Annotated in this window: 18 protein-coding genes; 7 read left to right on the top strand and 11 right to left on the bottom strand. The window is 64.9% G+C overall.

Annotated features, from left to right (window positions below; translation table 11 throughout):
- Window positions 1–12 precede the first annotated feature (12 nt).
- The gene (hupB, locus tag GR138_RS16615; RefSeq protein WP_160860373.1) at window positions 13–288 is read left to right on the top strand and encodes a DNA-binding protein HupB; all 276 of its coding nucleotides are present in this window, start codon (window positions 13–15) and stop codon (window positions 286–288) included.
- Window positions 289–555: 267 nt separating this feature from the next.
- Window positions 556–2,751 carry an esterase-like activity of phytase family protein gene (locus GR138_RS16610; protein WP_160860372.1) on the top strand — a complete coding sequence of 732 codons (2,196 nt, stop codon included), beginning with the start codon at window positions 556–558 and terminating at the stop codon, window positions 2,749–2,751.
- A gap of 117 nt (window positions 2,752–2,868) precedes the next feature.
- On the opposite strand, the gene GR138_RS16605 is transcribed toward GR138_RS16610, so the two are convergent.
- Window positions 2,869–3,363 carry a MarR family transcriptional regulator gene (locus GR138_RS16605; protein WP_160860371.1) on the bottom strand — a complete coding sequence of 165 codons (495 nt, stop codon included), beginning with the start codon at window positions 3,361–3,363 and terminating at the stop codon, window positions 2,869–2,871.
- 229 nt (window positions 3,364–3,592) lie between these two features.
- Between GR138_RS16605 and GR138_RS16600 the strand changes: the two genes are divergently transcribed.
- The 4 genes from GR138_RS16600 (at window position 3,593) to secD (ending at window position 11,533) form a co-directional block, all read left to right on the top strand.
- Window positions 3,593–4,861, top strand: a complete 1,269-nt coding sequence (locus GR138_RS16600) for a metallophosphoesterase family protein (RefSeq protein ID WP_160860370.1) — start codon at window positions 3,593–3,595, stop codon at window positions 4,859–4,861.
- Between the two features lie 5 nt (window positions 4,862–4,866).
- Window positions 4,867–8,337, top strand: a complete 3,471-nt coding sequence (locus tag GR138_RS16595; RefSeq protein ID WP_160860369.1) for an AAA family ATPase — start codon at window positions 4,867–4,869, stop codon at window positions 8,335–8,337.
- A gap of 140 nt (window positions 8,338–8,477) precedes the next feature.
- The gene (locus tag GR138_RS16590) at window positions 8,478–8,897 is read left to right on the top strand and encodes a hypothetical protein (RefSeq protein ID WP_160860368.1); all 420 of its coding nucleotides are present in this window, start codon (window positions 8,478–8,480) and stop codon (window positions 8,895–8,897) included.
- Window positions 8,898–9,001: 104 nt separating this feature from the next.
- A complete protein-coding gene (gene secD, locus GR138_RS16585) occupies window positions 9,002–11,533 on the top strand; it encodes a protein translocase subunit SecD (RefSeq protein WP_160860367.1) in 2,532 nt (843 codons plus the stop codon).
- 36 nt (window positions 11,534–11,569) lie between these two features.
- Here secD and GR138_RS16580 read toward each other — a convergent pair whose 3' ends face one another.
- The 10 genes from GR138_RS16580 to hutI all read right to left on the bottom strand — a co-directional run bounded on the left by GR138_RS16580 (window position 11,570) and on the right by hutI (window position 23,365).
- The gene (locus tag GR138_RS16580; RefSeq protein ID WP_160860366.1) at window positions 11,570–12,694 is read right to left on the bottom strand and encodes an NAD(P)/FAD-dependent oxidoreductase; all 1,125 of its coding nucleotides are present in this window, start codon (window positions 12,692–12,694) and stop codon (window positions 11,570–11,572) included.
- 76 nt (window positions 12,695–12,770) lie between these two features.
- On the bottom strand, window positions 12,771–13,727 hold the full coding sequence (locus tag GR138_RS16575) for a LysR family transcriptional regulator (protein WP_160860365.1): 957 nt from the start codon (window positions 13,725–13,727) through the stop codon (window positions 12,771–12,773).
- A gap of 403 nt (window positions 13,728–14,130) precedes the next feature.
- On the bottom strand, window positions 14,131–14,907 hold the full coding sequence (locus GR138_RS16570; RefSeq protein ID WP_160860364.1) for an ABC transporter substrate-binding protein: 777 nt from the start codon (window positions 14,905–14,907) through the stop codon (window positions 14,131–14,133).
- A 123-nt stretch (window positions 14,908–15,030) separates the two neighbouring features.
- Window positions 15,031–16,017 carry an aldo/keto reductase gene (locus GR138_RS16565; RefSeq protein WP_160860363.1) on the bottom strand — a complete coding sequence of 329 codons (987 nt, stop codon included), beginning with the start codon at window positions 16,015–16,017 and terminating at the stop codon, window positions 15,031–15,033.
- Window positions 16,018–16,099: 82 nt separating this feature from the next.
- Window positions 16,100–16,678: a HutD/Ves family protein gene (locus GR138_RS16560; RefSeq protein WP_160860362.1), complete on the bottom strand. Its 579-nt coding sequence runs from the start codon at window positions 16,676–16,678 to the stop codon at window positions 16,100–16,102.
- A complete protein-coding gene (locus GR138_RS16555) occupies window positions 16,678–18,003 on the bottom strand; it encodes a YjiH family protein (RefSeq protein ID WP_160860361.1) in 1,326 nt (441 codons plus the stop codon). Before GR138_RS16555 ends, GR138_RS16560 begins: the two co-directional genes overlap by 1 nt.
- A gap of 65 nt (window positions 18,004–18,068) precedes the next feature.
- Window positions 18,069–19,745: a urocanate hydratase gene (gene hutU, locus GR138_RS16550; protein WP_160860360.1), complete on the bottom strand. Its 1,677-nt coding sequence runs from the start codon at window positions 19,743–19,745 to the stop codon at window positions 18,069–18,071.
- Window positions 19,746–19,762: 17 nt separating this feature from the next.
- The gene (gene hutG, locus GR138_RS16545) at window positions 19,763–20,563 is read right to left on the bottom strand and encodes an N-formylglutamate deformylase (protein WP_160860359.1); all 801 of its coding nucleotides are present in this window, start codon (window positions 20,561–20,563) and stop codon (window positions 19,763–19,765) included.
- 1 nt (window position 20,564) lies between these two features.
- Window positions 20,565–22,100, bottom strand: a complete 1,536-nt coding sequence (gene hutH, locus GR138_RS16540; RefSeq protein ID WP_160860358.1) for a histidine ammonia-lyase — start codon at window positions 22,098–22,100, stop codon at window positions 20,565–20,567.
- Window positions 22,101–22,141: 41 nt separating this feature from the next.
- Window positions 22,142–23,365 (bottom strand): imidazolonepropionase, encoded by a 1,224-nt coding sequence (gene hutI, locus GR138_RS16535; protein WP_160860357.1) that lies wholly within the window; start codon window positions 23,363–23,365, stop codon window positions 22,142–22,144.
- A 104-nt stretch (window positions 23,366–23,469) separates the two neighbouring features.
- Here hutI and GR138_RS16530 point away from each other — a divergent pair, with 104 nt between their 5' ends.
- Complete coding sequence (locus GR138_RS16530; RefSeq protein ID WP_160860356.1) at window positions 23,470–24,813, top strand: formimidoylglutamate deiminase; 1,344 nt, start codon at window positions 23,470–23,472, stop codon at window positions 24,811–24,813.
- Window positions 24,814–24,867: the final 54 nt, after the last annotated feature.

Below are 24,867 nucleotides of genomic sequence, written 5' to 3'. Positions count from 1 at the left end.
AGGGGTGGAAACATGAACAAGAATGAACTCGTATCCTCGGTCGCTGAGAAGTCGGGCCTGTCGAAGACGGACGCAGCATCTGCTGTCGACGCCATTTTCGAGACGATCCAGGGCGAACTCAAGAGCGGCGGCGACGTTCGTCTCGTCGGTTTCGGCAATTTCTCCGTATCGCGCCGTGAAGCTTCGAAGGGCCGCAACCTTTCGACTGGCGCCGAGATCGAGATCCCGGCCCGCAACGTGCCGAAGTTCTCGGCCGGCAAGGGTCTGAAGGACGCCGTCAACGGCTGATCCGTTATTGCTGCCATCCGTCCTTCGGCCCGTTCGGCTTGAGGATGCGTGCAGCTTTCAAAGCCTGCAGTGTCATCTGTGATGCTGTGGGGGAGGGCGGTTACCCACTCCGCCGCCAATCCTGAATTTCAGGGTCGGGGTCCGGTTCGTCCGGGCCCCCTTTTATTTGCGGGCAAGGGCCTGTGCGTGTCGCCGAATTGTCATCGGCCTGTAACACGAAAGCCTCAGAACCGCCGGGTTCCTTTTTACCGGATCCCGGAGGCTTTCATGAAAACCCGTTCCCTCACCGCTGCCCTGGCCGCGGTTCTCGCCGCATCGGTTGCTCCTGCCGCCAGCGCCGAACCTGTATTCAATCGCATTGCATCCTTCGCCGTTGCCGACAACCTGCCGGAAGGCAAGGACAAGGCAACGCCCACCTCGTCGGAAATCATTGCTGCGTCCGAGGATGGCAACACGCTGGTCTATTCCGACAGCCCGAACAAGGCGATCGGCTTCATCGACATCACCGATGCGAAGGCCCCGAAGGCCGCCGGCACCGTCGCCTTCGAAGGTGAGCCGACATCGGTAACGTTCGCCGGTGGCAAGGCGCTCGTCGCCATCAACACCCGCGAAAGCTTCGTCAAGCCGTCGGGCATCCTTGCCCAGGTCGACGTGGCGTCGAAGGCCACCGACACGACTTGCGACCTCGGCGGCCAGCCGGACTCGATTGCCCTCAACAAGGACAAGACGATTGCCGCGATCGCCATCGAGAACGAGCGCGACGAAGAGGTCAATGACGGCGACATCCCGCAGATGCCGGCCGGTGACCTGGTTCTGCTGTCCGTCAAGGATGGCGTCGTCGATTGCGGTTCGATCAAGCATGTCACGCTGACCGGCCTTGCCGACGTCGCAGGTGACGATCCGGAGCCGGAATTCGTCGCCTTCAACGGCCAGGACGAGATCGCGCTAACGCTCCAGGAAAACAATTACATCGTCATCATTAACGGCAAGACCGGCGACGTGAAGAGCCACTTCTCGGCCGGCAGCGTCAGCCTCGAAGGCATCGACACCAAGAAGGACGGTGCGCTGAAGTTCACCGGCGAGATGAAGGACGTCGCCCGCGAGCCGGACGCCGTGAAGTGGCTGGACGACAACCGTTTCGTCGTGGCCAATGAAGGCGACTGGAAGGGCGGCGCGCGCGGCTTCACGATCTTCGACAAGACCGGCAAGGTCCTGTACGAGAACGGCGCCGGCTTCGAGCGCGAGATCGCCAAGATCGGCCACTACCCGGACAAGCGCAACAAGAAGGGCGTCGAGCCGGAAGGCCTGGAAGCCGCCAAGTTCGGCGACGACAACCTGTTCTTCGTGCTTGCCGAGCGTGCATCCATCGTCGGCGTCTACAAGGATACCGGTGCCGAGCCTGAGCTTCTCCAGCTCCTGCCGTCGGGCGTCGGTCCGGAAGGCGCCGTCGCCATTCCGAGCCGCAACCTCTTCGTGACCGCCAACGAAACCGATCTTGTCAAAGATGGCGGCGCCCGTTCGCACGTCATGATCTACGAGCGCGCGGAAGGCGAAGCCGCCTATCCGCAGATCGTCTCCACCGAGAAGGACGGCGAGCTGATCGGCTTCGGCGCGCTTTCGGGCCTTGCTCCGGTCAAGGACAAGCCGGGCATGCTCTATGCCGTCAACGATTCCTTCTACGCCTCGCAGCCGACGATCTTCACGATCGACGCTACCGCGAAGCCGGCGAAGATCGTCGATGCCCTGCGCATCACGCGCAACGGTGCGGCCGCGCAGAAGCTCGACAGCGAAGGCCTGACGCCGGACGGCGAGGGCGGCTTCTGGCTTGCCAATGAAGGCGACGCCGACAAGCTCTACAGCCACGCCATCATCCACGTGAACAAGAAGGGTGAGATCGAGAAGGAAATCGCCATTCCCGCCGAGTTGCGTGCCGGCGAGAAGCGCTTTGGCTTCGAAGGCATCACCAGCGTCGGCGAAGGCGATGACCAGGTTCTCTGGATGGCCGTGCAGCGCGAATGGGGCGATGACGAGAAGGGCTTTGTGAAGCTCGTCTCCTACAAGCCGTCGTCGGAAGAATGGGGCGCTGTGCGCTATCCGCTCGAAAAGACCGAAAGCGGCTGGGTCGGCCTTTCCGAAATCACCGCGAGCGGCGACTACGCCTACATCATCGAGCGTGACAACCTGATCGGCCAGGCCGCCAAGCTGAAGAAGCTCTACCGCGTGGCGCTTGCCGACCTGAAGCCGGCCAAGCTGGGCGGCGACCTGCCGGTCGTCAAGAAGGAAGAGGTCCGTGACCTCATTCCCGAGCTGAAGGGTGCCACCAACGGCTTCGTCGTCGACAAGGTCGAAGGCTTCACCGTCGATGCTGCTGGCAACGGCTTCATCGTGACCGACAATGACGGCGTCGACGACTCGTCCGGCGAGACGCTGTTCTTCGGCATCGGCCCGATGAACGCGATGTAATACCAAAGCGCGGCGCCTCTTCCTCTTGGGGGGAGGCGCGGTGCCTGGCGGAATGCCAAAATGAAAAGGCCGGGATCGCGAGATCCCGGCCTTTTGTCATTCGTGAGGTCGGCGGGCTTAGCCGACGGCTTGCAAGGAACGAGCGGGTGCCGCTTCGGCTCCGCCCTCCGCCTTGTCTCTTTCCCGCTGCAGCGCGTCGGTCTTCTCGCTGAGACAGCCGATGATGTCCTTCAGCTGCTGCTTCTGTTCCTCGGTGAGGGCGTTGAAGATGGCCTCGATCATTTTGTGCTGCGGCTGCTGGGCGGCGGAGATCACCGTCCGGCCGGTATCCGTAATCGAGACGATCTTGGCGCGACGGTCCTTCGGGTCCGGCTCGCGCTTGACCAGCTTGTCACGCTCGAGACCATCGATCGCTTCCGTCACCGTGCGAGGGGCGAAACCAAGCGCACAGGCAATATCCGTCGACCGCTGCGGGCCCTGACATTCCAGAAGAAGCAGGAACTTGCTGCGGGCGAGCGATACACCTTCGTCCATCATGCACTCATTCACCAGGCGGCTGACCTGATGGTAGAGTTTGAACATGCCCTGGGAGATTTCTATCGTGCTACTCATGAGGGGAAATATAGGTATTATGAGGGACCATGTCAAATGATTGTGAAGTTTTCCGGATAATTTGATCATAGATATTGAACGATGCGTGTAAATGCGAACGGTCAGGCAAAGGGCGTTTTTCCTATGCCTTCTCCGGCCTTTTCAGGGCGGATTGATTTCTTTCCTGCATAACCCGGCCGACGTTGCTGCAAGCATTGACCGGCGGGAGGGCTGAGGCGATTGTCCGGCCATGCCTTTCCGCTTCATTCACACCGCAGACCTGCATCTCGATTCGCCACTCACCTCGCTCGCCCTGCGCAATGCCGAGCTCGGCGATCTCGTGCGCGGCGCGACGCGCAAGGCGCTGGAACGCATCGTCGACCTCGCCATTGCGCAAGCGGTGGATGCCGTCATCGTCGCCGGCGACCTCTATGACGGTTCGCAGACCTCGATGGCGACGGCGCTCTTCCTGATGGGGCAGATGCGCCGGCTGGAGACGGCCGGCATCCGCGTCTTTCTCATTCGCGGCAACCACGATGCGCAGTCGCAGATCACCCGCGAACTGACCTTCCCAGCGAACGTGCATGTCTTCGACGGACGCGGCAAACCGGTGAAAGCGGGTGCGCTCGGCAACGGTCGGGAAATTCACATGCACGGCGTCAGCTTCGCCCAGCCGCACGCGCCCACCTCGCTGCTGCCGACCTATCGCGGACCGGTGGCGGACGCCGTCAATATCGGCCTCATGCACACGAGCCTCGCCGGTGCGAGCAGCCATGATCCCTATGCGCCCACGAGCATTACGGACCTCGCCGCGCATGGTTTCGACTACTGGGCGCTCGGCCATATCCACCAGCGACGGGTGCATCTGGAAAAGCCGTGGATCGTCATGCCCGGCAATCCGCAAGGGCGCGACATCAACGAGGGCGGCGCGAAAGGCGTGACGCTCGCGACCGTCGCGGAGGATGGCACGATCACCTGCGAGGAGCATGGCGTTGCCGTCGCAATGTTCGAGCGGTTGACGCTCGATCTTGCCGGCATCGACGACTGGCGCGGCATGCTTGACCGTGCCGAAACCGTTCTGGCGCGGGCGAGGGAGGCCGCCGCCGGCGCGCATCTCGTTGCGCGGCTCATCCTGACCGGCGCCACGCCGCTTGCCTGGCGCCTGCGCCGCGACGAGGATCTGTTGCTCGGCGAATTGCAGAACCTCGCCGCCTCGCTTGGCGACTGCTGGATCGAGGCGGTGGAACTGGCCGTTTCCCTGCCGCTGGCGGCCAGCAGTGCCGATGCCGGGCCGGTCACCGAGCTTTCGCGGCTGATGCATGAGGATGTGGTGCAGAGCCATGCCTTTCGCGAGGAACTGCGCGAGACCGTGAGCGACCTCCTGCGCCAACTGCCGAAGGAGGCGCGCAGCCTGTTGGCGGCGGATGAAACGGCGGAGGAGGCGTTGCTCTCCGACCTCGCCCTTCAGGGTTCCGATGCCGTGCTTGCCCGCCTCGGCGGCGACGGCGAGAGGACGTAGACGCCATGCGCCTCGATCGCCTCGACCTCGTCCGCTATGGAAAATTCACCGATCGCAGTCTCGATTTCGGCCCGGTGCGGCCGGGAAAACCGGATTTCCACCTCGTGCACGGCCCCAACGAGGCCGGCAAATCCACCCTGTTCTCCGCCTATCTCGACCTGCTCTTCGGTATCGAGAAATCGAGTGCCTACGGCTTTCTACACCCCTATTCACTGATGCGCGTCGGCGGCCGGCTTTCCATCGGCGGCGAACACCACGACGCCTATCGCCTGAAACGCAATCAGGCCTCGCTCGTTTCCGTCGATGACCGGCCGTTGCCGGACACGCTTTTCGCCTCCGTGCTCGGCGGCATGGACCGCAACGCCTACCGCACGATGTTCTCGCTGGACGACGAGAGCATCGAAAAGGGCGGTGAAGACATCCTGAAGAGCGAGGGTGAACTCGGCTCGATGCTGTTTTCGGCGAGCTCCGGCCTATCCGACATGGCCTCGGGACTTGCCGCGCTGAAGCTGGAAGCCGACGAATTCTATCGCCCGTCCGGGCGTAAACACGGCCTCTCGGCGCTGAAGGCGGAGATCGAGGCGCTGGCCGCGGAACGCAAGACGCTCGACGTGGCCGCCCGCGACTACGGCATTCTGGTGCGCGACCGCGACGCCGCCGCCCAGCGGCACGAGGAGGTGACCGCCGCCCGCTCCCGCATGCGCGCCGCCTTGGCGCTGGTGGAGCGCAGCCTTTCCGCGCTGCCCTATCTCCGGCGCCTGCGCGCCCTGCGGACGGAACTCGGGGCCTTCGATCTCGGCGATTCCCCGCCAATGGCCTGGCGCGCGCTTTCGGGTGAACTGGCGCGCGAGGAGGCCGAGATCGCGGCGCGGGCCGCGCGGGTCGAAGCCGAGCGTGAGCGCCATGTCGAGGAGCGTGCAGCACTTTCCGAGGACGATGCCGCGCTTGCGGCGGAGGCGGACATTGCGGCGCTTGCCGGCTCTGCTCTCGAAGCCCGCTTCCGGACCGCGGCGATGGACCTGTCCTCCCGCGAGGCGGAGCGCGACCGCGTCGTTGCGACGATCGGCGCGGGCATTGCCGCGCTCGGCCTTTCGCCGGATGCCGATCCTGCGGAAACCCTGCTGCCACCCGGCCTGGGCGAAAAGCTCGCAACCCTCCTGTCGCGGCGAACGGCGCTAGTCGAACGCTCCGAAGCGGCCCTTCGGGAGCGCGCCGAAGCGGAAAAGTCATTGACTGCGACCGGCAGCAAGGCGGGCGCCGTTTCGGACGAGGATGCGGGCCGCGACGACGCGCTTCTGTCCACGCTCGGCGCGGCCCTGCGCGCCGCCCGTTCCGGCGATCTCCCGGCACGCCTGCGCGAAGTCCGCCGTCTTGTCGCTCTTGCGCGGCAGGAGGCGGACAGCGCGATGGCACGCCTCGCACCCTGGTCCGGCACGGCAGCGGCGCTGGAGGGGCTTGCCGTCCCCGGGGCGGCGGAGCTGGAAACATTGCGCAAGAGGTCCAATGCGGCCGCCGAGGCCTTGCATCGCCAACAGGAGCAGGTCACGGCGCTGGAACTGGACATAAAGTCCGCCACGGCGACGCTCGAGGCCCTGCAGCAAACGACCGGTGCGACGGGAGAGGAGCGTGCGGACCAGCTTCGGGCGATACGAGAGACCGTTTGGCAAAGGCATCTCGCCGTCCTTGACAGCGATTCTGCGGCGACCTTCGAGCACGCCATGCGTGAGGATGACCGCGCCAGGGATGCGCGCCTGCGCAATGCCGATCGCCTTTCGGAGCTGCGCGTTCTCGAACGCACCGCAGCAGAGGGTGCGGCCCGGCTGCGGACGTTTGGCGCCGAAGCCACGCGGCTGGAGCAGGTGAGCGCGGAAATCGACGCCGAGGTGTCTTCGCTCGCCAGCTCTATGGGCCTGCCTGGCGAAACGCCGCTCGCGCAGATGAGCGCCTGGCTCGAGCAACGGTCGGTGACGCTGGAAAAACACGGCAGCCTCGCGCAGCAGGAGATCCAGGTTGATCTGGTCGAGACGGAGGCGCGCGCCTTGCGTGCCCGGTTCCATACTCTCCTTGGTAGCGCCCCTCAGCAAGACGTAGCCGTCGACGAAGTCCTGTTCCTTGCTGAAGACCGTTTGGAGGCTTTGAAGGCCGCGCGTGCACAGCGCCTTGCCGCGGTTGAGCATCTGGCGCGCGCAAAAGCCGATCTGGAAACGCGCCGGAAGGCGGCGGAGGAGGCTGCTTCGGCACTCGCGGCGTGGCAGGAGGCCTGGGACAACGCGATCGCCGGCACCTGGCTTGCAACAGAGACGGCGCCTGCCGAGCCGGAGCGTCTGGCGGCGCTTCTTCCGACCTTGCAAACGCTTGCCCAGAATGTTGAGCGGCGGCGTGAGTTCGACCATCGCATCGCCGGAATGCGCCGTGACCAGCAGGACTACGGCAACCATGCCCGTCGGCTTGCCGAACGGCTTTCCGAGCCGTTCCAGGCGGAAGACCCGCTGTCTACCGTTGCGGGCCTTGGCCAACGGCTTGCCGCCGCCAAAACCGTCCACGAGCGCGGCGAGGCGATCGACAAGGTATTGGCAAGGCTTGAAGAAGAGGAGAGGGCGCTGGACGAGCGCCGCGCCGTCCTGACGTCGCGGCTTGCGGAAATCTTCGCCTTCCTCGGCTGCGACAGCCTTGCCGAGGCCGATCTCCTGCTCGAGGCCTATCGCAAGCGGGACGATGTTCTCGGTCGCATCGAGGATGCGGCGCGCGATCTGGTGCAGCAGATGCGCACCGAAACGGTCGAGGAGGCCGAAGCGCTGCTTTCGGCGGTTGACGACGATCAGCTGGCGGGGGAGAGGGCGGACCTCTCGACGCGGCTGGAAGGCCTCGACCGCGCGGTGGAGGAGCAGCATCTGGCACGGGCACGGGCACAGGAAGCTCTGTCGCGGGTCGCCGGCAGCGACGAGGCGGCGGCGCTGGAGGAGCGACGGCGCACGGCGCTGATCGAGCTTGCGGAAAAGTCGCGGCGGTATCTGGCGACGCGCGCCGGCATCCTGGCGGCGGAGCAGGCGTTGCGGCTCTACCGCGAGCGCCACCGCAGCGCCATGATGGAGCGGGCCTCGAAAACGTTCCGTGACATCACCGGCGGCGAATATGCCGGCCTTTCGACGGTGCTGGAGAAGGACGGCGAGTTTCTCGTCGTCAATGCCGCCTCCGGCGGCTCGAAACTCGCCAAGGACCTTTCCAAGGGCACGCGCTTCCAGCTCTATCTGGCACTGCGCGTGGCCGGCTATCACGAGATCGCTGCCAGCCGGGAGATCGCGCCCTTCATCGCCGATGACATCATGGAGACCTTCGACGATCGCCGTGCCCTCAATGCGCTGCGCGTGATGGGCGATATGGCGAAGGGTGGCCAGGTGATCTACCTGACACACCACCAGCATTTGCGCGATCTGGCGCTGGAAGCCTGCCCGGACGTCACGCTGCATGAATTGTGAGGGCTGAAACGTTTGGTTTCTCAGGCAGGCGTTGACGCCCGGAACTTGACTCGCCGGGCGGTAAGTGGTTCTTGGCGCACCATCTGCACCGCCGCGAAGCCTGCTTCGCGTGGTGTTCCGCCTTCGCAAAACGGACAGGCATGATGATGAGGACCGGGAAAGAGGCGAGCATGTGGGAGCGGGGTTTTGCACCCGTCGGCTTCCTCGTGCTGCTCGTTACCCTGTTCCTGTCGCAATTCTCCCTGCCGGATACGACGCGCACAGCCGACCACCCCGACCGTACGGCCGCCGAGGGCGGCGTTGCGCCGTCACCGCTGTCTGCCGCCGACGACCTGTGGTTCCCGGCAAGCGGCCATGCCGAGCGGCGAATCGCCAAGGCAAAGGCCGGCCTGCCGGAAGGCGATGCTGGCGGCAAGGCGCTTGTCGCGGGTGCCGGCACGCTGCTTTACCCCTTTGAAATCGCCTTGGACGAGGCTTTTTCTGCCGTTGACGATGCTGCTCCGGGGCGCTCCGGTCCGGCATCCTTCCGCAGCCGTGCGCCTCCGGCTCTTGCCGCCTGAGGCCTTGTGGCGCTTCGGCGCCGCGCCATCGAACAGAAATTCCGATCCCACGGACGGCGCCGGCAAACCTGTCGCGCCTGTCCGGCAGTTAAGTGGAACAACCCATGAAAACCTCCAAATGGGCATTGTTTATCTCCGCCGTCATCATCCTCTTCGGGATGCTCGCGGCGGTGCCCAACGTGCTGACGCCTGAGCAGCAGGCGAAATACGGGCGTTATCTGCCCGCCAACCCTGTCACCCTCGGTCTCGACCTGAAGGGCGGTTCGCACCTCGTGCTCGAGGTTGATTCCGCAGCGCTGCGCAAGGCGCGCATGGATTCGCTGCTCAACGACACGCGCGCCATCCTGCGCACGGCCGGCGAACGCGCCTCGGCGGCGCGCCTTGCCGGCACGACGCTGACGGTGACGCTCCCCGATCAGGCGGCACTCGACAAGGTGCTGCCGGAAGTGCGCAAGCTCGCGACGCCGACCTCCACGCTCGGCTTCGGCGGCGGCTCCTCCGATATCGACGTCGCGACCAGCGACCTCGTGATCAACGTCACGCTGACGGAGGCCGGCATCAACGAACGCATGTCGGCTGCCGTCGAGCAGAGCCTTGAAATCATCCGCCGCCGCGTCGACCAGGTCGGCGTGGCCGAACCGCTGATCCAGCGTGTGGGCGGCGACCGCATCCTCGTGCAGCTGCCGGGTCTCCAGGATCCGACGCGCCTGCGCCAGTTGCTCGGTTCGACCGCGCAGATGAGCTTCCACATGGTCGACCAGTCGGTGGATCCGAACAGCGTCGCCCCGCGCGGCGTGATGATCCTGCCCGGCGCCAACGACCCCGGCAAATACGCCGTCGAAGAGCGTGTCGCCATCTCGGGCGACCGTCTTTCCGATGCCAAGGCCGGCTTCGACCAGCGCACGAACGAACCGATCGTCTCGTTCAGCTTCGATTCGACCGGCGCGCGGCAGTTTGCGGAAATCACCCAGGCCAATGTCGGAAAACCCTTCGCTATCGTTCTCGACGGCAAGGTGCTGACGGCTCCCGTCATCCGTGAGCCGATCATCGGCGGCCAGGGCCAGATTTCCGGCAACTTCAACCCGCAGGAAGCGACCGTGCTTTCGGCGCTGCTGCGTTCCGGCGCGCTGCCGGCACCGCTCACCATCATCGAAGAACGCACCGTCGGCCCGAACCTCGGTTCGGACTCGATCCGCATGGGTCTCTATACGGGCTTCGCCGGCCTGCTCGCCGTCGTGGTGATGATGCAGGTGCTCTACGGTTCCTGGGGCCTCATCGCCAATCTCGGCCTCGTGCTGCACACGATCCTGACGATCGGCCTGCTCGGCATCCTCGGCTCCACGCTCACCTTGCCCGGTATCGCCGGTATCATCCTCGGCATCGGCATGGCGGTGGACGCCAACATCCTCATCAACGCCCGTATCCGTGAAGAGACGGCGGCGGGGGCCAGCGCCATCAAGGCGCTCGATGTCGGCTTCAACAAGGCCTATGCGACCATCGTCGACGGCAACATGACGACCATGGTCGGCATGATCCTGCTCTTCATGTTCGGCTCGGGCCCGGTTCGCGGCTTCGCCATCACCATGATCATCGGCCTTGCGATCTCGATGTTCACCTCGATCACCTTCGTGCGCTTCCTGATGCGCGAGGTGGTCCTGCGTCGCAAGATGAAGAAGATCGACATCCATTCGATCTTCGGCCAAGTCTGGAGCATTCCGACTTTCTCCTTCATGCGCGGCCGCTATATCGCCATCGCCATGTCGGCCTTCATCTCGACAAGCTCGGTCATCCTGTTCTTCACGCCGGGCCTCAACTACGGCATCGACTTCGTCGGTGGTATCCAGGTGGAGGCGGCGTCCAAGACGGCGATCAACCTGGCGCCGCTGCGCGAAAAGCTGGAAGGCCTGAACCTCGGCGAAGTGGCGCTACAGGAATTCGGCCAGGGCACGTCCGTGCTCGTGCGCGTCCAGCGCCAGCCGGGTGGGGAAGAGGTGCAGACCGCAGCCCTTCAGAAGGTTCGCGACACCGTTGCCGAAGTCATCCCGGACGCGAGCATCGAGCGCACGGAAGTGGTCGGCCCGACGGTCAGCACGGAACTGGCGCGTTCCGGCTTCCTGGCCGTCGGCCTCGGCATGCTGGCCATCCTGATCTACATCTGGTGGCGCTTCGAATGGCACTTCGCCGTGGGCGCCATTGCGACGCTGATCCTGGACATCACCAAGATGATCGGTTTCTTCTCGCTGATGCAGATCGACTTCAACCTGACGGCCATCGCCGCCGTGCTGACGCTGATCGGCTATTCGGTCAACGACAAGGTGGTGGTGTACGACCGCATGCGAGAGAACATGCGCAAATACAAGTCGATGCCGTTCTCCGACCTCATCGACCTGTCGATCAACCAGGTGGTCATGCGATGCATCTTCACCTCCGTTGCCGTGGCGATCTCGCTGCTGCCGATGGCGATCTGGGGTGGCGATACAGTAAAGCCGTTCGCCTGGCCGATGCTGTTCGGCGTCATCGTCGCGACGACCTCGTCGATCTATATCGGCGGTCCGATCCTGCTCTTCCTCAACCGTTATTGGAAGGATCGCGCCGTGGCCACCGCAACGCCGGGGACACCGGCGACGGAAGCTTGAAAACAGAACGGGCGCCCTTGAGGCGCCCGTTTCGTTTCAGGAGAAGCGTGCGGGGCTGAAGGTGTCGGCCCCGATGCCCTCGCAGACGAGCGGCTCCGGCACGGGGCTGCCGGCGAGAAGGGCCGAGGCGAGGCTGCCAAGTGCTGGCGATGTCAGGATGCCATAGCCGCCCTGGCCGGCGAGCCAGAAGAAGCTCGGCTCGTCCCGTGCCGGGCCGATGACGGGCAGGCGATCGGCGGAAAAACTGCGCATGCCGGCCCAGCTCTTGAACACGCGGCGTACGCTGAGCGTCGTCGCTTCTTCCACATAGTGGGCGGCATAGGCGATATCGAGTTCTTCCGGCTGCACGTCCGCCGGCTCGCAGGGCGTCGCATCGGCCGGCGAGGCGAGCAGGCGGCCGCCTTCCGGCTTGAAGTAGAAGATTTCCTCGATCTCGTTGATTTCCGGCAGGTGGCCGGCATCCACGCCCTCTGGCAGGTCGACGGTGATGGCGGTGCGCCGGTGTGGCACGATGCCCACGGGGGCGACGCCGGCGAGGCTTGCCACCATGTCCGCCCAGCCGCCTGCCGCATTGACCAGCACGCCGGCGGCAATCGTCTCCTCGTTGGTCTCGATCAGCCATTTCTCGCCGACGCGCCGGGCGGCGGCAAGCTGGCGGTTTTCCAGGATGAGCGCGCCGTGACGCCGGGCATGGCGGGCATAGGCCTGCAGCAGGGCATCGACCTCGATGTCCCAGTAATCGGGATCGAAATAGGCCGCGGCGGCGTAGGCGGGGTTCAGAATGGGCGCGCGGGCAAGCAATGCGGCCTCGTCGAGCCATTCCACGGCAACGCCGAGCGCCTTGGCCTGCTCGAAACGCTCGTGCACCAGCGCCTCCTTGCCATGGGTGCCGAGGAGGATGCTGCCGCGTGGGATGAGAAGCGGTACGGTTGCGAAGCCTTCGGGCGGCGTGGCCAGGAAGGCATGGCTGGCGCGGGCGAGCGCGTTCACGAGGGGCGCGTTGTCACGCAGCGTGAATTCGGCGGCAGAGCGACCCGTGCTGTGATAGCCGAGCGCCGGTTCCCGCTCCAGCACGACGACGGAGCGGTGCGGGCTGAGGAAATAGGCGAGCGAAATGCCGGCGATGCCGCCGCCGATGATTGCGATGTCGAACGTCTGCATGGCCGCCTCCATAGGGTTAGCAAAGGCGTACGAAAGCTTTCAGCATTCTTCAAATTTATAGAGATGAAGGCCGATATCAGCCGGATTGATGTGGCTCGCCCCAGCGCCACGGCGGCACATCGGCCATGTGCGCCAGGAACGCGCGCTCGGCGGGATTGAGCGCCGAGCCGGGATTGGTGATGCGGAACGTTTCGGTGATCGGCAGGTCCTCGTAGGGTGGCAGCTGCCACAATTCACCGGCCGTCAGGGCCGCCCCTGTGAGATGCGCCGGCAGCATGCCGATGCCGGCATTGGCAACGACCAGCCGCAACACCTCCTCTACGTTGAAGGCAAGTGCCCGCACCTGCTGGCCGAAGGAGCCGACGGCGCGCACCGCCGTCACCGGCCCCATATGCGGCCCGCCGAGCACGTCGGCGAGAAAGCTGACATAGGGTTCGCCACGCAGGTCCTCCAGCCGGGCATCCAGCACGCCGAACAGTCGGTGCCCCCGGCCGCAATAGAGCGCGTAGCGCTCGTAGCAGAACGGCACCTTGTCCAGCCCCTCCGGAATGATGCCATCGGAAAGGCCGAGTGTCGCGACACCCCGCTCCACCGCGCGGATGACGTCTGTCGTCGTCTCAATCGTGACGCCGACGGTGACGCGCGGATGCAGCCGGAAGAAATCCGCGATCGCCCGGTCCCAGGCAGGGTTGAGGGCATGGCTGACGGCATGCAGCGTGATGTGCCCGGCAATGTCCTCGCCGGAGGGCTCCATCGCCTCGGGCAGCCGCACGATGGCCGAGAAAATGTCATGGCAGAGGGCGTGCAGCCGCTCACCGGCCTCCGTCAGTTCGAAGCGGCCGGGGCTGCGGTCGATCAGCCGGTGACCGACCGATTGCTCCAGCCGCTTCAGCGCCATGCTGACGGCGGGCTGTTGCAGCAGCAGCCGGTTCGCCGCCCGCGTGATCGAGCCTTCCTCGACCACGACCACGAAGGTGCGCAGCAGGTTCCAGTCGAGGTTGTGCGCAAAGCGTTCGAGGCGATTTATCGGCATGCGTGTAGTTAGAATGGCAGCTCAATGAGAGGCAAGGGGAGGCGGTCCGAGACTGCGAAAAATGTGATCGGCCGGTGGTTTTTTTGGCGGAACCAATTTCGTTTCCAGCGCATTGGGCACCCTGAAAGAAGGGGAAATACCATATGTGGGAACGGTTTAGCACCAGCGGACTCGCGGGGGCCTATGTCGATGAGCTTTTGGCAGCGGGCGTCGAAGCCCGCATGGAGTTCCGGCCCCGGCGGGCATTCGACCCATTTCCGTTTCTCGTCAGCCCGATCGAAAACGATCCGAGTGAACTGGCCCCTTCGACCGCTTATCACGGACCAAAACCTGTTGGGGATACGCAGCGCGGTCCTTGATGCCTCAAACGAAAAAAGGGGCGGCCGAAGCCGCCCCGCGGATCCTACTTCATCGTATAGATATCGATGGAGAAGTACTTGTCGTTGATCTTCTTGTAGGTGCCGTCCTCGCGGATGGCCTTCAGCGCGGCATTCAGCTTTTCACGCAGGTCGTTGTCTTCCTGGCGCACCGCGATGCCGACGCCTTCGCCGACGAATTTCGGGTCGGTGATGGGCTCGCCGATCAGTTCGCAGCAGGCCTTGCCATCGTCGTTCTTGGTGACCCAATCGAGCAGCGGGATCATGTCACCCACCTGCAGGTCGAGCCGGCCGTTCACCATGTCGAGGTTCACTTCGTCCTGTGTCGGGTAGAGCTTGATCTCGGACTCCGTGTAGATGGCTGCGGCATAGTCAGCCTGCGTCGTGCCGGACTGGGCGCCGATCGTCTTGCCTTTCATGCCTTCCTTTGTGAAGTCGGTAATGCCGGCCCCCTTCGGTGCGGCATGCGTCATGGCGGCGAGATAGTAGGGGTCGGTGAAGTTGACCTGCTTCTTACGCTCTTCGGTGATGAACATCGACGCGATGATCATGTCGTACTTCTTGGCGATCAGGCCGGGAATGATGCCGTCCCAATCCTGCGCGACCACTTCGCAGTCGGCCTTCATCTTTTCGCAGAGCGCCAGGCCGATCTCTACGTCGAAGCCGCCGAGCTTGCCGGCGGAATCCTGGAAGTTGAAGGGCGGATAGGCGCCCTCCGTGCCGATCTTCAGCGTTTCGGCAAAGGTCGCGGTGGAAAGTAGGGTAGAGCCTGCGAGAACCAGTGCGGCAAACATTCTTTTCATGGTCGTTCCCCTGTTCTGATTGTGACCGAGGGGAACGGTAGCGCGTGCGCGTGCATAAACGAAATAGATAGCCATGATGTTCGCTATCATTTCAATTTATGCACGCAGCGTGATCGGCGTGTCTTACCAGCGGTCGTGCACATGCGGCGCGACGAGGCGGGAATAGACCTCGCGCGTCGCTTCCATCACGTCCTGGGGAATAGCCGGAAGGCTGGCGGCGGCGGCATTGGCTTTCGCCTGCTCGGCATTGCGGGCGCCCGGAATGACGACGCTGACGGCGTCCGCCATCAGGATCCAGCGCAGCGCGAAGGCCGCCATGGTGGCGCCGGTCGGCACCAGCGCGCGGATCTCCTCCACGGCCTGAAGCCCCGTTTCGAAGGGCACGCCGGCAAAGGTCTCGCCGACGTCGAAGGATTCGCCGTGGCGGTTGAAGTTGCGGTGGTCGTCGGCCGCGAAGGCGGTGTTTTGGGTGATCTTGCCGGAAAGCAGACCACTGGCCAGCGGCACGCGGGCGATGACCGCGACATTCCGACGGGCCGCCTCCTGGAAGAACAGCTGCGCCGGGCGCTGGCGGAAGATGTTGTAGATGATCTGCACGCTGACGACGCCTGGATATTCGATCGCCTTCAGCGCTTCCTCGACCTTCTCGACGCTGACGCCATAGTTGGCGATCTTGCCGGCAGCCTTGATCTCTTCCAGTGCATGGAAGACCTCCGGCCGGTAGTAGACCTCCACCGGCGGGCAGTGAAGCTGCACGAGGTCGAGGCATTCGACGCCGAGATTCGTCAGGCTGCGATCGATGAAGCCTTCCAGGTTTTGTTTGCTGTAGCCGTCGGCCACATGCGGCGAAAGCCTGCGGCCGGCCTTGGTCGCCACCATCGGGCGCTGGCCGCCACGGTCCTTGAGAACGTCGGCGATGATCTTTTCCGAGCGACCGTCGCCATAGACGTCAGCGGTGTCGATGAAGGTCATGCCGGCGTCGAGCGCGGCATTGAGGGCGGCACGGCCATCAGCCTCGGTGACGTCACCCCAGGCGCCGCCGATCTGCCAGGCGCCGAAGCCGATATCCGTGGTGGTGAAACCCGTGCGGCCGAATGTGCGATGTCTCATGAAAATGTCTCCCGGCAAATTGATGTGCCGGGAGGTAGCACTCCGCTGAAGCGCGGACAAGGAAATCGCTTCTGCCCAGGGCTCAGGCTGGCGAGATTTCTACCAGATAGAAGGCGGCCTGCTCCCCGACAGGCAGAACCTCCGCCGTCTCTCCGCCATCGAGCACGAGGGCATCGAGCGGCTGGAGACCGACGAGACCCTCGGCGGTAGAGACGCCGAGCGGTGCCAGCGCCAGCAGCAGACGCTCGCCGGGCGATGCCGGCAGGGCCTCGGAGCCAGTCGCGACATGATGGACGAGCGTGTGCTGAAAGACACCCCGCCGCGTCATCACGTTGAGGTCGGTGATCGGCCCACCCGTCAGGCGCGCCGTGGTGGGTGCGTCGGCCGGGAAGGCGAGGGGTGTGGTCTCCGGTTTCAGCAGCTGCTCGCCAAGCGCTTCGATGGACAGCGCCATGCCGTCCCCCGACAGCACCGCCAGCGTGCGGTCGATGCCGGGGAAGACGGAGAACGGGCCATCGCTCGCCACCGTCGCCATGCTGACGCGCCAGCCGAAATCCGCAAGACCGGCGCCTTCCGGATGAACGACCACCTCGACCGTCTCGCCGCCGCCGTTCTTCCACGGCATGCGGCGATGGTCGCTGTTGCGGTAGAGCCGCGCCATCAGGCAAGCCAGCCCATCGAAACAGCGAGCCAGGCGATCGGTGCCGTAACGAGGATGCTGAGCGCCGTGCGGATGTACCAGATGACGATCAGGTCACGGAAGGACAGCGGGATTGAGGTTGCCAGCACGCAGGGGATAGAGGCCGACAGGAACAGGACCTGGCTGACCGAGACGACGGCGGCGACGAATTTCAGCACGATGTCGGCATCCTTCAGCAGGATGGCAGGCAGGAACATTTCGGCAAGGCCCGAGGCCAGCGACTTTGCGGCAAGCATCGGATCGGCGAACTGCGCAATCCAGGTGAACGGATAGAGCGTCAGGCCGAGAATGTCGAAAAGCGGCGTGTACTTGGCGGCAAGCAGGCCGAGCAGGCCGACGGCCATGATGCTGGGCAGGATCAGCGACGCCATGCGCAGGCCGTCAAGGAACGTGTCGCGCAGCAGGGAAAGGAGCGCCGGCGCGGCCTGTGCCTGGTCGAGGCCCACATCGATCGCCGTCTGGATGCGCGATTTTCCAGCCGGTAGCGGCTGATCGCGGTCGGCGGGATGGTCCTTGCCGGCAATCGGCCAGAGGCGCGCGGTGATCGCCGACACCACGAAGGTGACGACGAAGGTCGTCCAGAAATAGAGGTTCCAGTTGCCCATCAGGCCGAGCGTCTTGGCGACGATGATCATGAAGGTGGCGGAAACGGTCGAGAAGCCGGTCGCGATGATGACCGCCTCGCGCACCGTGTACTTGCCTTCCTTGAAGACGCGGTCGGTGATCAGAAGCGCCAGCGAATAGCTGCCGACAAAGGAGGCGACAGCATCGATTGCTGACCAGCCGGGCGTGCGCCAGATCGGCCGCATGACCGGCTGCACCAGCACGCCGGTGAATTCCAGCAGGCCGTAGCCGATGAGGAAGGCAAGCGCCAGGGCACCGATCGGCACGATCAGGCCGACGGAAAGCACGAGCTTGTCGAACAGGAAGGGCAGCATGTCCGGCGCAAAGAAGCTTTCCGGGCCGATGCCGGCGAGATACATGCCGGAAAGCACGAGACCGAGCACACGCAGCAGCGAGAAGATCGTCTCGGTGACGTTTTTCTTCCACGTGCCGCGGATGAACGGCGAAAGCGCGCCATAGGCGATCAGCAACATGATGAAGGTGACGGCGATCGGCCGCAGTTGCGTGGCGAGCGCCGTTGCGGCGTGGTCGAGCAGGATCGTCGATTTTTCGGCGATCGTGACCGGCACGAAGAACAGAAAAATGCCGATGACGCTGAAAAGAACGAGCTTGAGGCCCGCGCCGGCGCGCGAGCCACCCTGCTGGCTGGTGATGTCTGTCATGGGAACCTCCTCCCGAATGCACGAATAGAAAGGGGCGACACATCGTGCCGCCCCTTGTGGTTTGATCAGTTGCCGAGAATGCCCGGCAGGCGCAGGCCCTTGTCCTTGGCGCAATCGAGCGCGATGTCGTAGCCGGCATCGGCGTGGCGCATGACGCCCGTTGCCGGGTCGTTCCACAGCACGCGGCCGAGGCGCTCGGCTGCCGCATCCGTGCCGTCGGCGCAGATGACGACGCCCGAATGCTGCGAGAAGCCCATGCCGACGCCGCCGCCGTGGTGGAGCGACACCCAGGTCGCGCCCGAGGCGGTGTTGAGCAGCGCGTTGAGCAGCGGCCAGTCGGACACGGCGTCCGAACCGTCCTGCATCGATTCCGTCTCGCGGTTCGGCGAGGCGACGGAGCCCGAGTCGAGATGGTCGCGGCCGATGACGATCGGCGCGCTCAGTTCGCCGTTCTTGACCATCTCGTTGAAGGCGAGGCCGAGGCGGTGACGATCACCGAGGCCGACCCAGCAGATGCGCGCCGGCAGGCCCTGGAAGGCGATGCGCTCGGCAGCCATGTCGAGCCAGTTGTGCAGGTGCTTGTTGTCGGGCAGCAGTTCCTTGACCTTGGCGTCGGTCTTGCGGATGTCTTCCGGATCGCCGGAGAGGGCCGCCCAGCGGAACGGACCGATGCCGCGGCAGAACAGCGGGCGGATATAGGCCGGCACGAAGCCGGGGAAGGCGAAGGCGTTTTCGAGGCCCTCTTCCTTGGCGACCTGGCGGATGTTGTTGCCGTAGTCGAAGGTCGGGATGCCCATGTCCTGGAAGGCGATCATCGCTTCGACATGCTCGCGCATCGAGGCGCGGGCGGCCTTTTCGACGGCCTTCGGGTCGCTTTCGCGTTTTTCCTTCCACTGCGCCATCGTCCAACCCTTCGGCAGGTAGCCGTTGATCGGGTCGTGCGCCGACGTCTGGTCGGTCACCATGTCGGGGCGGATACCGCGGCGGACCATTTCCGGCAGGATCTCGGCGGCGTTGCCGAGCAGGCCGACGGACTTGGCTTCACCGGCCTTGGTCCAGCGGTCGATCATGGCGAGCGCCTCGTCGAGCGTTTCGGCCTTTTCGTCGATGTAACGGGTGCGCAGGCGGAAATCGATCGAGTCGGGGTTGCATTCGACGGCAAGGCAGGAGGCGCCGGCCATGACGGCGGCGAGCGGCTGGGCGCCGCCCATGCCACCGAGACCGCCGGTCAGAACCCACTTGCCCTTGAGGTCGCCGTTATAATGCTGGCGGCCGGCTTCGACGAAGGTCTCGTAGGTGCCCTGAACGATGCCCTGGCTGCCGATATAGATCCACGAGCCGGCCGTCATCTGGCCGTACATGGCAAGGCCCTTCTTATCCAGCTCGTTGAAGTGGTCCCAGGTCGCCCAATGCGGCACCAGGTTGGAGTTGGCGATCAGGACGCGCGGCGCATCCTTGTGCGTACGGAAGATGCCGACGGGCTTGCCGGACTGCACGATCAGCGTCTCGTTTTCTTCGAGATCGCGCAGCGAGGCGACGATCTTGTCGAAATCGGCCCAGGTGCGGGCGGCGCGGCCGATGCCGCCATAGACGACCAGTTCATGCGGGTTTTCCGCAACGTCAGGATCGAGATTGTTCATCAGCATGCGCAGCGGCGCTTCGGTCATCCAGCTCTTGGCGGTGAGCTCGGTGCCTGTGGCGGCGCGGATTTCGCGGATGTTGTGGCGGGGATTGTCGGTCATTGGCTGGTTCTCCCGGATCAGCGTGGAAGGGTGGAGGCGAGCGCCTCGAGACGGTTCAGGATGTCTTTCAAAGGAATGCGCAGCCGCGCGGCCTTCTCCTCGTCGAGGGCGAAGGGCGGGACCTCCGTCGCAAGATGGCTCACCTGCGCGAGTTCCATCTGGATGGCGTGCACGCCGGTTTCCGGCTTGCCGTAGTGGCGGGTCGTCCAGCCGCCCTTGAAGCGGCCGTTGAGAATGCTGGTATTGCCTTCTGCTGCGGCGCAGGCCTCGAACGTCGCCGTTTCGATCGCCTTGTCGCAAGTGCGGCCCATGTCGGTGCCGACGTTGAAATCCGGCAGCCGGCCTTCGAACAGGAAGGGGATCAGCGAGCGGATCGAGTGGCAATCGTAGAGGATCGCCACGCCGTGGATCGCCTTCACCCGCTCGATCTCGGCGGCAAGGGCCGCGTGATAGGGCGCGTGGAAATTGGCCAGCCGATAGGCGATGTCCGCCTCGGTCGGTGCCGCACCATCCTTCCAGATCGGCTTGCCGTCGAAATCCGTTTCCGGCACGAGGCCGGTGGTGTTCTGCCCGGGATAGAGGCTGACGCCGGCCGGATCACGGTTGGCATCGATGACGTAGCGGTGGAACGTGGCACGCACCGTCGTCACGTTCGGCAGCAGACCGTCATAGAGACGCTCGATGTGCCAGTCGGTGTCCGCGAGGATGCGGCCGTTGTCGTTGAGGCGCTCCCAGATATCGGCGGGGACATCCGTGCCGGTATGCGGGAAAGCGAGGATGACGGGCGAGGTGCCCTGGTGGAGTTCGAACAGCGCCATCTTAGACCTCCAGCACCGGCAAGATGCCCTTCGTCACGGAAGCGGCGAGCGCGCCCGAGGAGACGAAGGTGCTGGCGGCGGCAAGATCCGGCGCCATGTAGCGGTCTTCTTCGAGCGTCGCCACCACGGTGCGCAGCGCTGCCACGACCTTCTGCAGCTCCGGGCTGGTGGTCAGCGGCGCGCGGAACTCGATGCCCTGGGCGGCCGTCAGCGCCTCGATGCCGATGATGGCGGAGAGGTTTTCCGTCATGCGCAGCAGGCGGCGCGCACCGTGGCAGGCCATGGAAACATGGTCTTCCTGGTTGGCGGAGGTCGGCGTCGAATCGACCGAGGCCGGGTGCGCCATCTGCTTGTTCTCGCTCATCAGCGCCGCCGAGGTGACTTCCGCGATCATCAGGCCGGAGTTGAGGCCCGGCTTCTTGGCGAGGAAGGCCGGCAGGCCGAAGGACAGGGCGGGATCGACGAGCAGCGCGATGCGGCGCTGGGAGATCGCACCGATTTCGCAGACCGCAATGGCGATCTGGTCGGCAGCGAAGGCGACGGGCTCGGCATGGAAGTTGCCGCCGGACACGACACTGTTGTCCGACAGGACGAGCGGGTTGTCGGTCACGGCATTGGCTTCGATTTCCAGCGTGCGGGCGGCCGAGCGCAGCAGATCGAGGCAGGCGCCGTCCACCTGCGGCTGGCAGCGGATGCAATAGGGATCCTGCACACGCTCGTCGCCGGTGATGTGGCTCTCGCGAATGACGGAACCGGCAAGCAGGGCGCGCAGCGATGCGGCTGCATCGATCTGGCCCTTGTGGCCGCGCAGCGTGTGGATATCCGGATGGAAGGGCGCGGAAGACCCCATGGCGGCATCGGTGGACAGCGCGCCGGTGGCAAGGGCTGCCTGTGCGGCACGATGGGCGCGGAAGAGACCGGCAAGTGCGAGGGCGGTCGAAACCTGCGTGCCGTTGATGAGCGCAAGGCCCTCCTTGGCGGCGAGCACGACGGGCGCAAGGCCAGCCTTGGCGAGCGCGTCACCGCCGCGCAGCCGTTCACCGGCATAGAAGGCCTCGCCTTCACCGAGCATCACGGCCGTCATATGGGCGAGCGGTGCGAGGTCGCCGGAAGCGCCAACAGAACCCTGTTCCGGGATGACCGGGATGACGCCCTTCGCCTGCATGGCCTCGAGGAGGCGCACGATCTCGATGCGCACGCCGGAGGCACCGCGGCCGAGCGAGATCAGCTTCAGCGCCATGATCAGGCGCACGATGTTTTCGGCGAGCGGTTTGCCGACGCCGCAGCAATGCGAGAGGATGAGGTTGCGCTGGAGCGTGGCCACGTCGGCGGCGGCGATCTTGATCGAGGCGAGTTTGCCGAAACCGGTGTTGATACCGTAGACCGGCTCGTCGCCGGCGGCGATTTCCGCGATGCGGGCGGCGGCTTTCTGGATGCCGGCGTCGAAGGACGCGTCGAGCTTCGCAGCCTCTCCGCTCCAGTAGATGGTTTCAAGGGTTTTCAGGGGCACGGAGCCCGGGTGGAGCGTGATCGTCATGGTTCATTTCCCGATGCAGCCTGGCGCTGCGCAAAGAGCGACTAATGTCCGCTACGGATCCGGGCAAACATGGGGTTGAAGCCCATGCGATAGACCAGTTCCGCCGGCCGGCCGATGTCCCAGAGGACAAAATCGGCCCATTTTCCGGCTTCGAGCGTCCCCACTTCATCGACCAGGCCCAGCGCGCGCGCAGCTTCGCGCGTCGTGCCGGCAATGCATTCCTCGACGGTCATGCCGAAGAGGGTTGCCGCCATGTTCATGGTCAGGAGCAGAGAGGTGAGCGGCGAGGTGCCGGGATTGCTATCGGTGGCAACGGCCATTTTCACGCCGTGCTTGCGGAAGAGATCGACCGGCGGCTTCTTCGTCTCACGAATGAAGTAGAAGGCGCCGGGCAGGATGACGGCGACGGTGCCGGCCTTGGCCATGGCGGCCGCGCCGGCATCGTCGGTATATTCGAGGTGATCGGCCGACAACGCGCCATAAGAGGCGGCGAGGGCTGCGCCATGCAGATTGGAAAGCTGGTCGGCATGCAGTTTTACCGGCAGGCCATGCGCCTTGGCAGCGTCGAAGACCCTTGTCATCTCGTCGGTCGAGAAGGCAATGCCCTCGCAGAAGCCGTCGACGGCATCGGCAAGCCCCTCGGCCGCGATGGCCGGAAGCATCTCGTTCACGACCTTGTCGACATAGGCGGTCTTGTTGCCGTTCATTTCCGGCGGCAGCGCATGGGCGCCGAGGAAGGTGGTGCGCACGGTGACGTCGCGCTCTTCGCCGACGCGGCGGGCGGCACGCAGCGACTTCAGTTCGTTTTCCGCGTCGAGACCGTAGCCGGATTTCAGCTCCACGGTCGTCACGCCCTCGGCGATCAGCGCATCGAGGCGGGGCAGGGTCTGGCGCACGAGATCGTCTTCGCTGGCGGCGCGCAGCGCCTTGACGGACGAGACGATGCCGCCGCCGGCCCGCGCGATCTCCTCATAGGAGGCGCCGGCAAGGCGAAGCTCGAATTCATGAGCGCGGTCGCCGGCATGGACGAGATGGGTGTGACAGTCGATGAGGCCCGGCGTGATCCAGCGGCCTTCGCAATCGATGGTTTCCGCATTGGAGAACTCGGCCGGCAGATCGACCTGCGGACCGACAAAAACGATGCGGCCGTCGTGCACGGCAAGGGCGCCATCTTCGATGATGCCGAGACCGGGAAGGCTCTCCTGAAGCGTCGCAAGCCGGGCATTGCGCCAGACGCGGGCCGTGTCCTTTTCCGTTGCCGTCATCGTAATTGCCTCTTCCCTGTGATGGAGTTAATGTATATACATAATAACGAAGGACGCAAGAGCCAATTTTCGTTCGGGCGTCAAACGGGAGAGGAAGACAGGCGATGGCCACTATTCATGCAAGGCAGGCGCTGCTCGCGGGCGGTTGGGCGAAAGACGTGCGCATCGGCGTGGAAGCCGGCCGCATTGTCAGGCTGGACGCGGGGGTTGCCGCCGCAGCGGGTGATGAACGCCACGATACAATCGTCGCCGGCATGCCGAACCTGCACAGCCACGCCTTTCAGCGCGGCATGGCGGGGCTTGCCGAAACGCGCGGCCCCGGCAGCGACAGCTTCTGGAGCTGGCGCAACGTCATGTACCGTTTCGCGCTCTCCATGACGCCGGACGATGTCGAGGCCGTCGCCGCCCAGCTTTATGTCGAAATGCTAGAAGCCGGCTTCACCCGCGTCGGGGAGTTCCACTATCTGCACCACGACAAGGACGGCGGGCACTATGCCGACATCGCCGAGATGGCCGTCCGCATTGCGTCGGCCGCCTCCGAGACCGGCATTGCCCTGACATTGCTGCCGGTGTTCTACGCGCATGCCGGCTTCGGCGGCACCGCGCCGGGCGAGGGCCAGCGCCGCTTCATCAACGATCGGGACTCCTACGCGGCCCTGCTGGAGCGCTGCCGCGCGCTGACGGACACCCTGCCGGACGGCATCACCGGCGTCGCCCCGCACAGCCTGCGTGCCGTGACGCCGGATGAACTGATATCCGTCGTCGCCATGGCCGGCGACAAGCCGATCCACATCCACATCGCCGAGCAGGTGAAGGAAGTGGAGGATAGCATCGCCTGGTCTGGCCGCCGCCCGGTGGAATGGCTGCTCGACAATCAGGCGGTCGATGGCCGCTGGTGCTTCATTCATGCAACGCACATGACGGATGCCGAGACGCGGGGCATGGCCGAAGCCGGCGCCATTGCCGGCCTGTGCCCGATTACCGAAGCCAATCTCGGCGACGGCACGTTCCCGGCGGAGTTCTTTGGCGCCGGCGGTCGATTCGGCGTCGGTTCGGATTCCAACGTGCTGATCGGCCTGCCGGACGAGCTGCGCCAGCTCGAATATTCCGAGCGTCTCGCCCACCGCGCCCGCAACGTGCTGGCCGCCCCCGGTGGTTCGACGGGCCGGGCCCTGTTCGACGGCGCGGTTGCCGGCGGTGCCGCGGCGCTCGGCGTCGAAGCCGGGCTTGTGAAGGGGCGCGCTGCGGACTTCGTCAGCGTCAAGGCCCGCCATGGCCTCGACCTTGCCGGCGACATGCTGCTCGACGGCTGGATCTTTGCCAACGGCGCCGAGGTCGATTGTGTCTGGGTGAACGGACACAAGCAGGTCGAGGGCGGACGCCATGTGGCGCGTGAGGCGATCGGCCAACGCTTCACCAGGGCCATGCGCGCGCTCGCCGAAGCCTGAGGACGTATTGAAAGGCCTTCCGGCCTTTCCTATGACATTTTGACGCCCGGGCGA

Source organism: Shinella kummerowiae (assembly GCF_009827055.1).
GTDB lineage: Bacteria > Pseudomonadota > Alphaproteobacteria > Rhizobiales > Rhizobiaceae > Shinella > Shinella kummerowiae.
This window is presented reverse-complemented; position numbering and strand designations above follow the sequence as displayed.

Excerpts from the sequence above, each read along its gene's own strand:
- hutI (WP_160860357.1), bottom strand. The coding sequence starts at position 23,365 with ATGACGGCAACGGAAAAGGACACGGCCCGCGTCTGGCGCAATGCCCGG.
- GR138_RS16605 (WP_160860371.1), bottom strand. The coding sequence starts at position 3,363 with ATGAGTAGCACGATAGAAATCTCCCAGGGCATGTTCAAACTCTACCAT.
- GR138_RS16565 (WP_160860363.1), bottom strand. The coding sequence starts at position 16,017 with ATGAGACATCGCACATTCGGCCGCACGGGTTTCACCACCACGGATATC.
- GR138_RS16610 (WP_160860372.1), top strand. The coding sequence starts at position 556 with ATGAAAACCCGTTCCCTCACCGCTGCCCTGGCCGCGGTTCTCGCCGCA.
- GR138_RS16560 (WP_160860362.1), bottom strand. The coding sequence starts at position 16,678 with ATGGCGCGGCTCTACCGCAACAGCGACCATCGCCGCATGCCGTGGAAG.
- hutG (WP_160860359.1), bottom strand. The coding sequence starts at position 20,563 with ATGGCGCTGTTCGAACTCCACCAGGGCACCTCGCCCGTCATCCTCGCT.
- GR138_RS16580 (WP_160860366.1), bottom strand. The coding sequence starts at position 12,694 with ATGCAGACGTTCGACATCGCAATCATCGGCGGCGGCATCGCCGGCATT.
- secD (WP_160860367.1), top strand. The coding sequence starts at position 9,002 with ATGAAAACCTCCAAATGGGCATTGTTTATCTCCGCCGTCATCATCCTC.
- GR138_RS16590 (WP_160860368.1), top strand. The coding sequence starts at position 8,478 with ATGATGATGAGGACCGGGAAAGAGGCGAGCATGTGGGAGCGGGGTTTT.
- hutU (WP_160860360.1), bottom strand. The coding sequence starts at position 19,745 with ATGACCGACAATCCCCGCCACAACATCCGCGAAATCCGCGCCGCCACA.
- GR138_RS16555 (WP_160860361.1), bottom strand. The coding sequence starts at position 18,003 with ATGACAGACATCACCAGCCAGCAGGGTGGCTCGCGCGCCGGCGCGGGC.
- GR138_RS16570 (WP_160860364.1), bottom strand. The coding sequence starts at position 14,907 with ATGAAAAGAATGTTTGCCGCACTGGTTCTCGCAGGCTCTACCCTACTT.
- hupB (WP_160860373.1), top strand. The coding sequence starts at position 13 with ATGAACAAGAATGAACTCGTATCCTCGGTCGCTGAGAAGTCGGGCCTG.
- GR138_RS16575 (WP_160860365.1), bottom strand. The coding sequence starts at position 13,727 with ATGCCGATAAATCGCCTCGAACGCTTTGCGCACAACCTCGACTGGAAC.
- GR138_RS16530 (WP_160860356.1), top strand. The coding sequence starts at position 23,470 with ATGGCCACTATTCATGCAAGGCAGGCGCTGCTCGCGGGCGGTTGGGCG.
- GR138_RS16600 (WP_160860370.1), top strand. The coding sequence starts at position 3,593 with ATGCCTTTCCGCTTCATTCACACCGCAGACCTGCATCTCGATTCGCCA.
- GR138_RS16595 (WP_160860369.1), top strand. The coding sequence starts at position 4,867 with ATGCGCCTCGATCGCCTCGACCTCGTCCGCTATGGAAAATTCACCGAT.
- hutH (WP_160860358.1), bottom strand. The coding sequence starts at position 22,100 with ATGACGATCACGCTCCACCCGGGCTCCGTGCCCCTGAAAACCCTTGAA.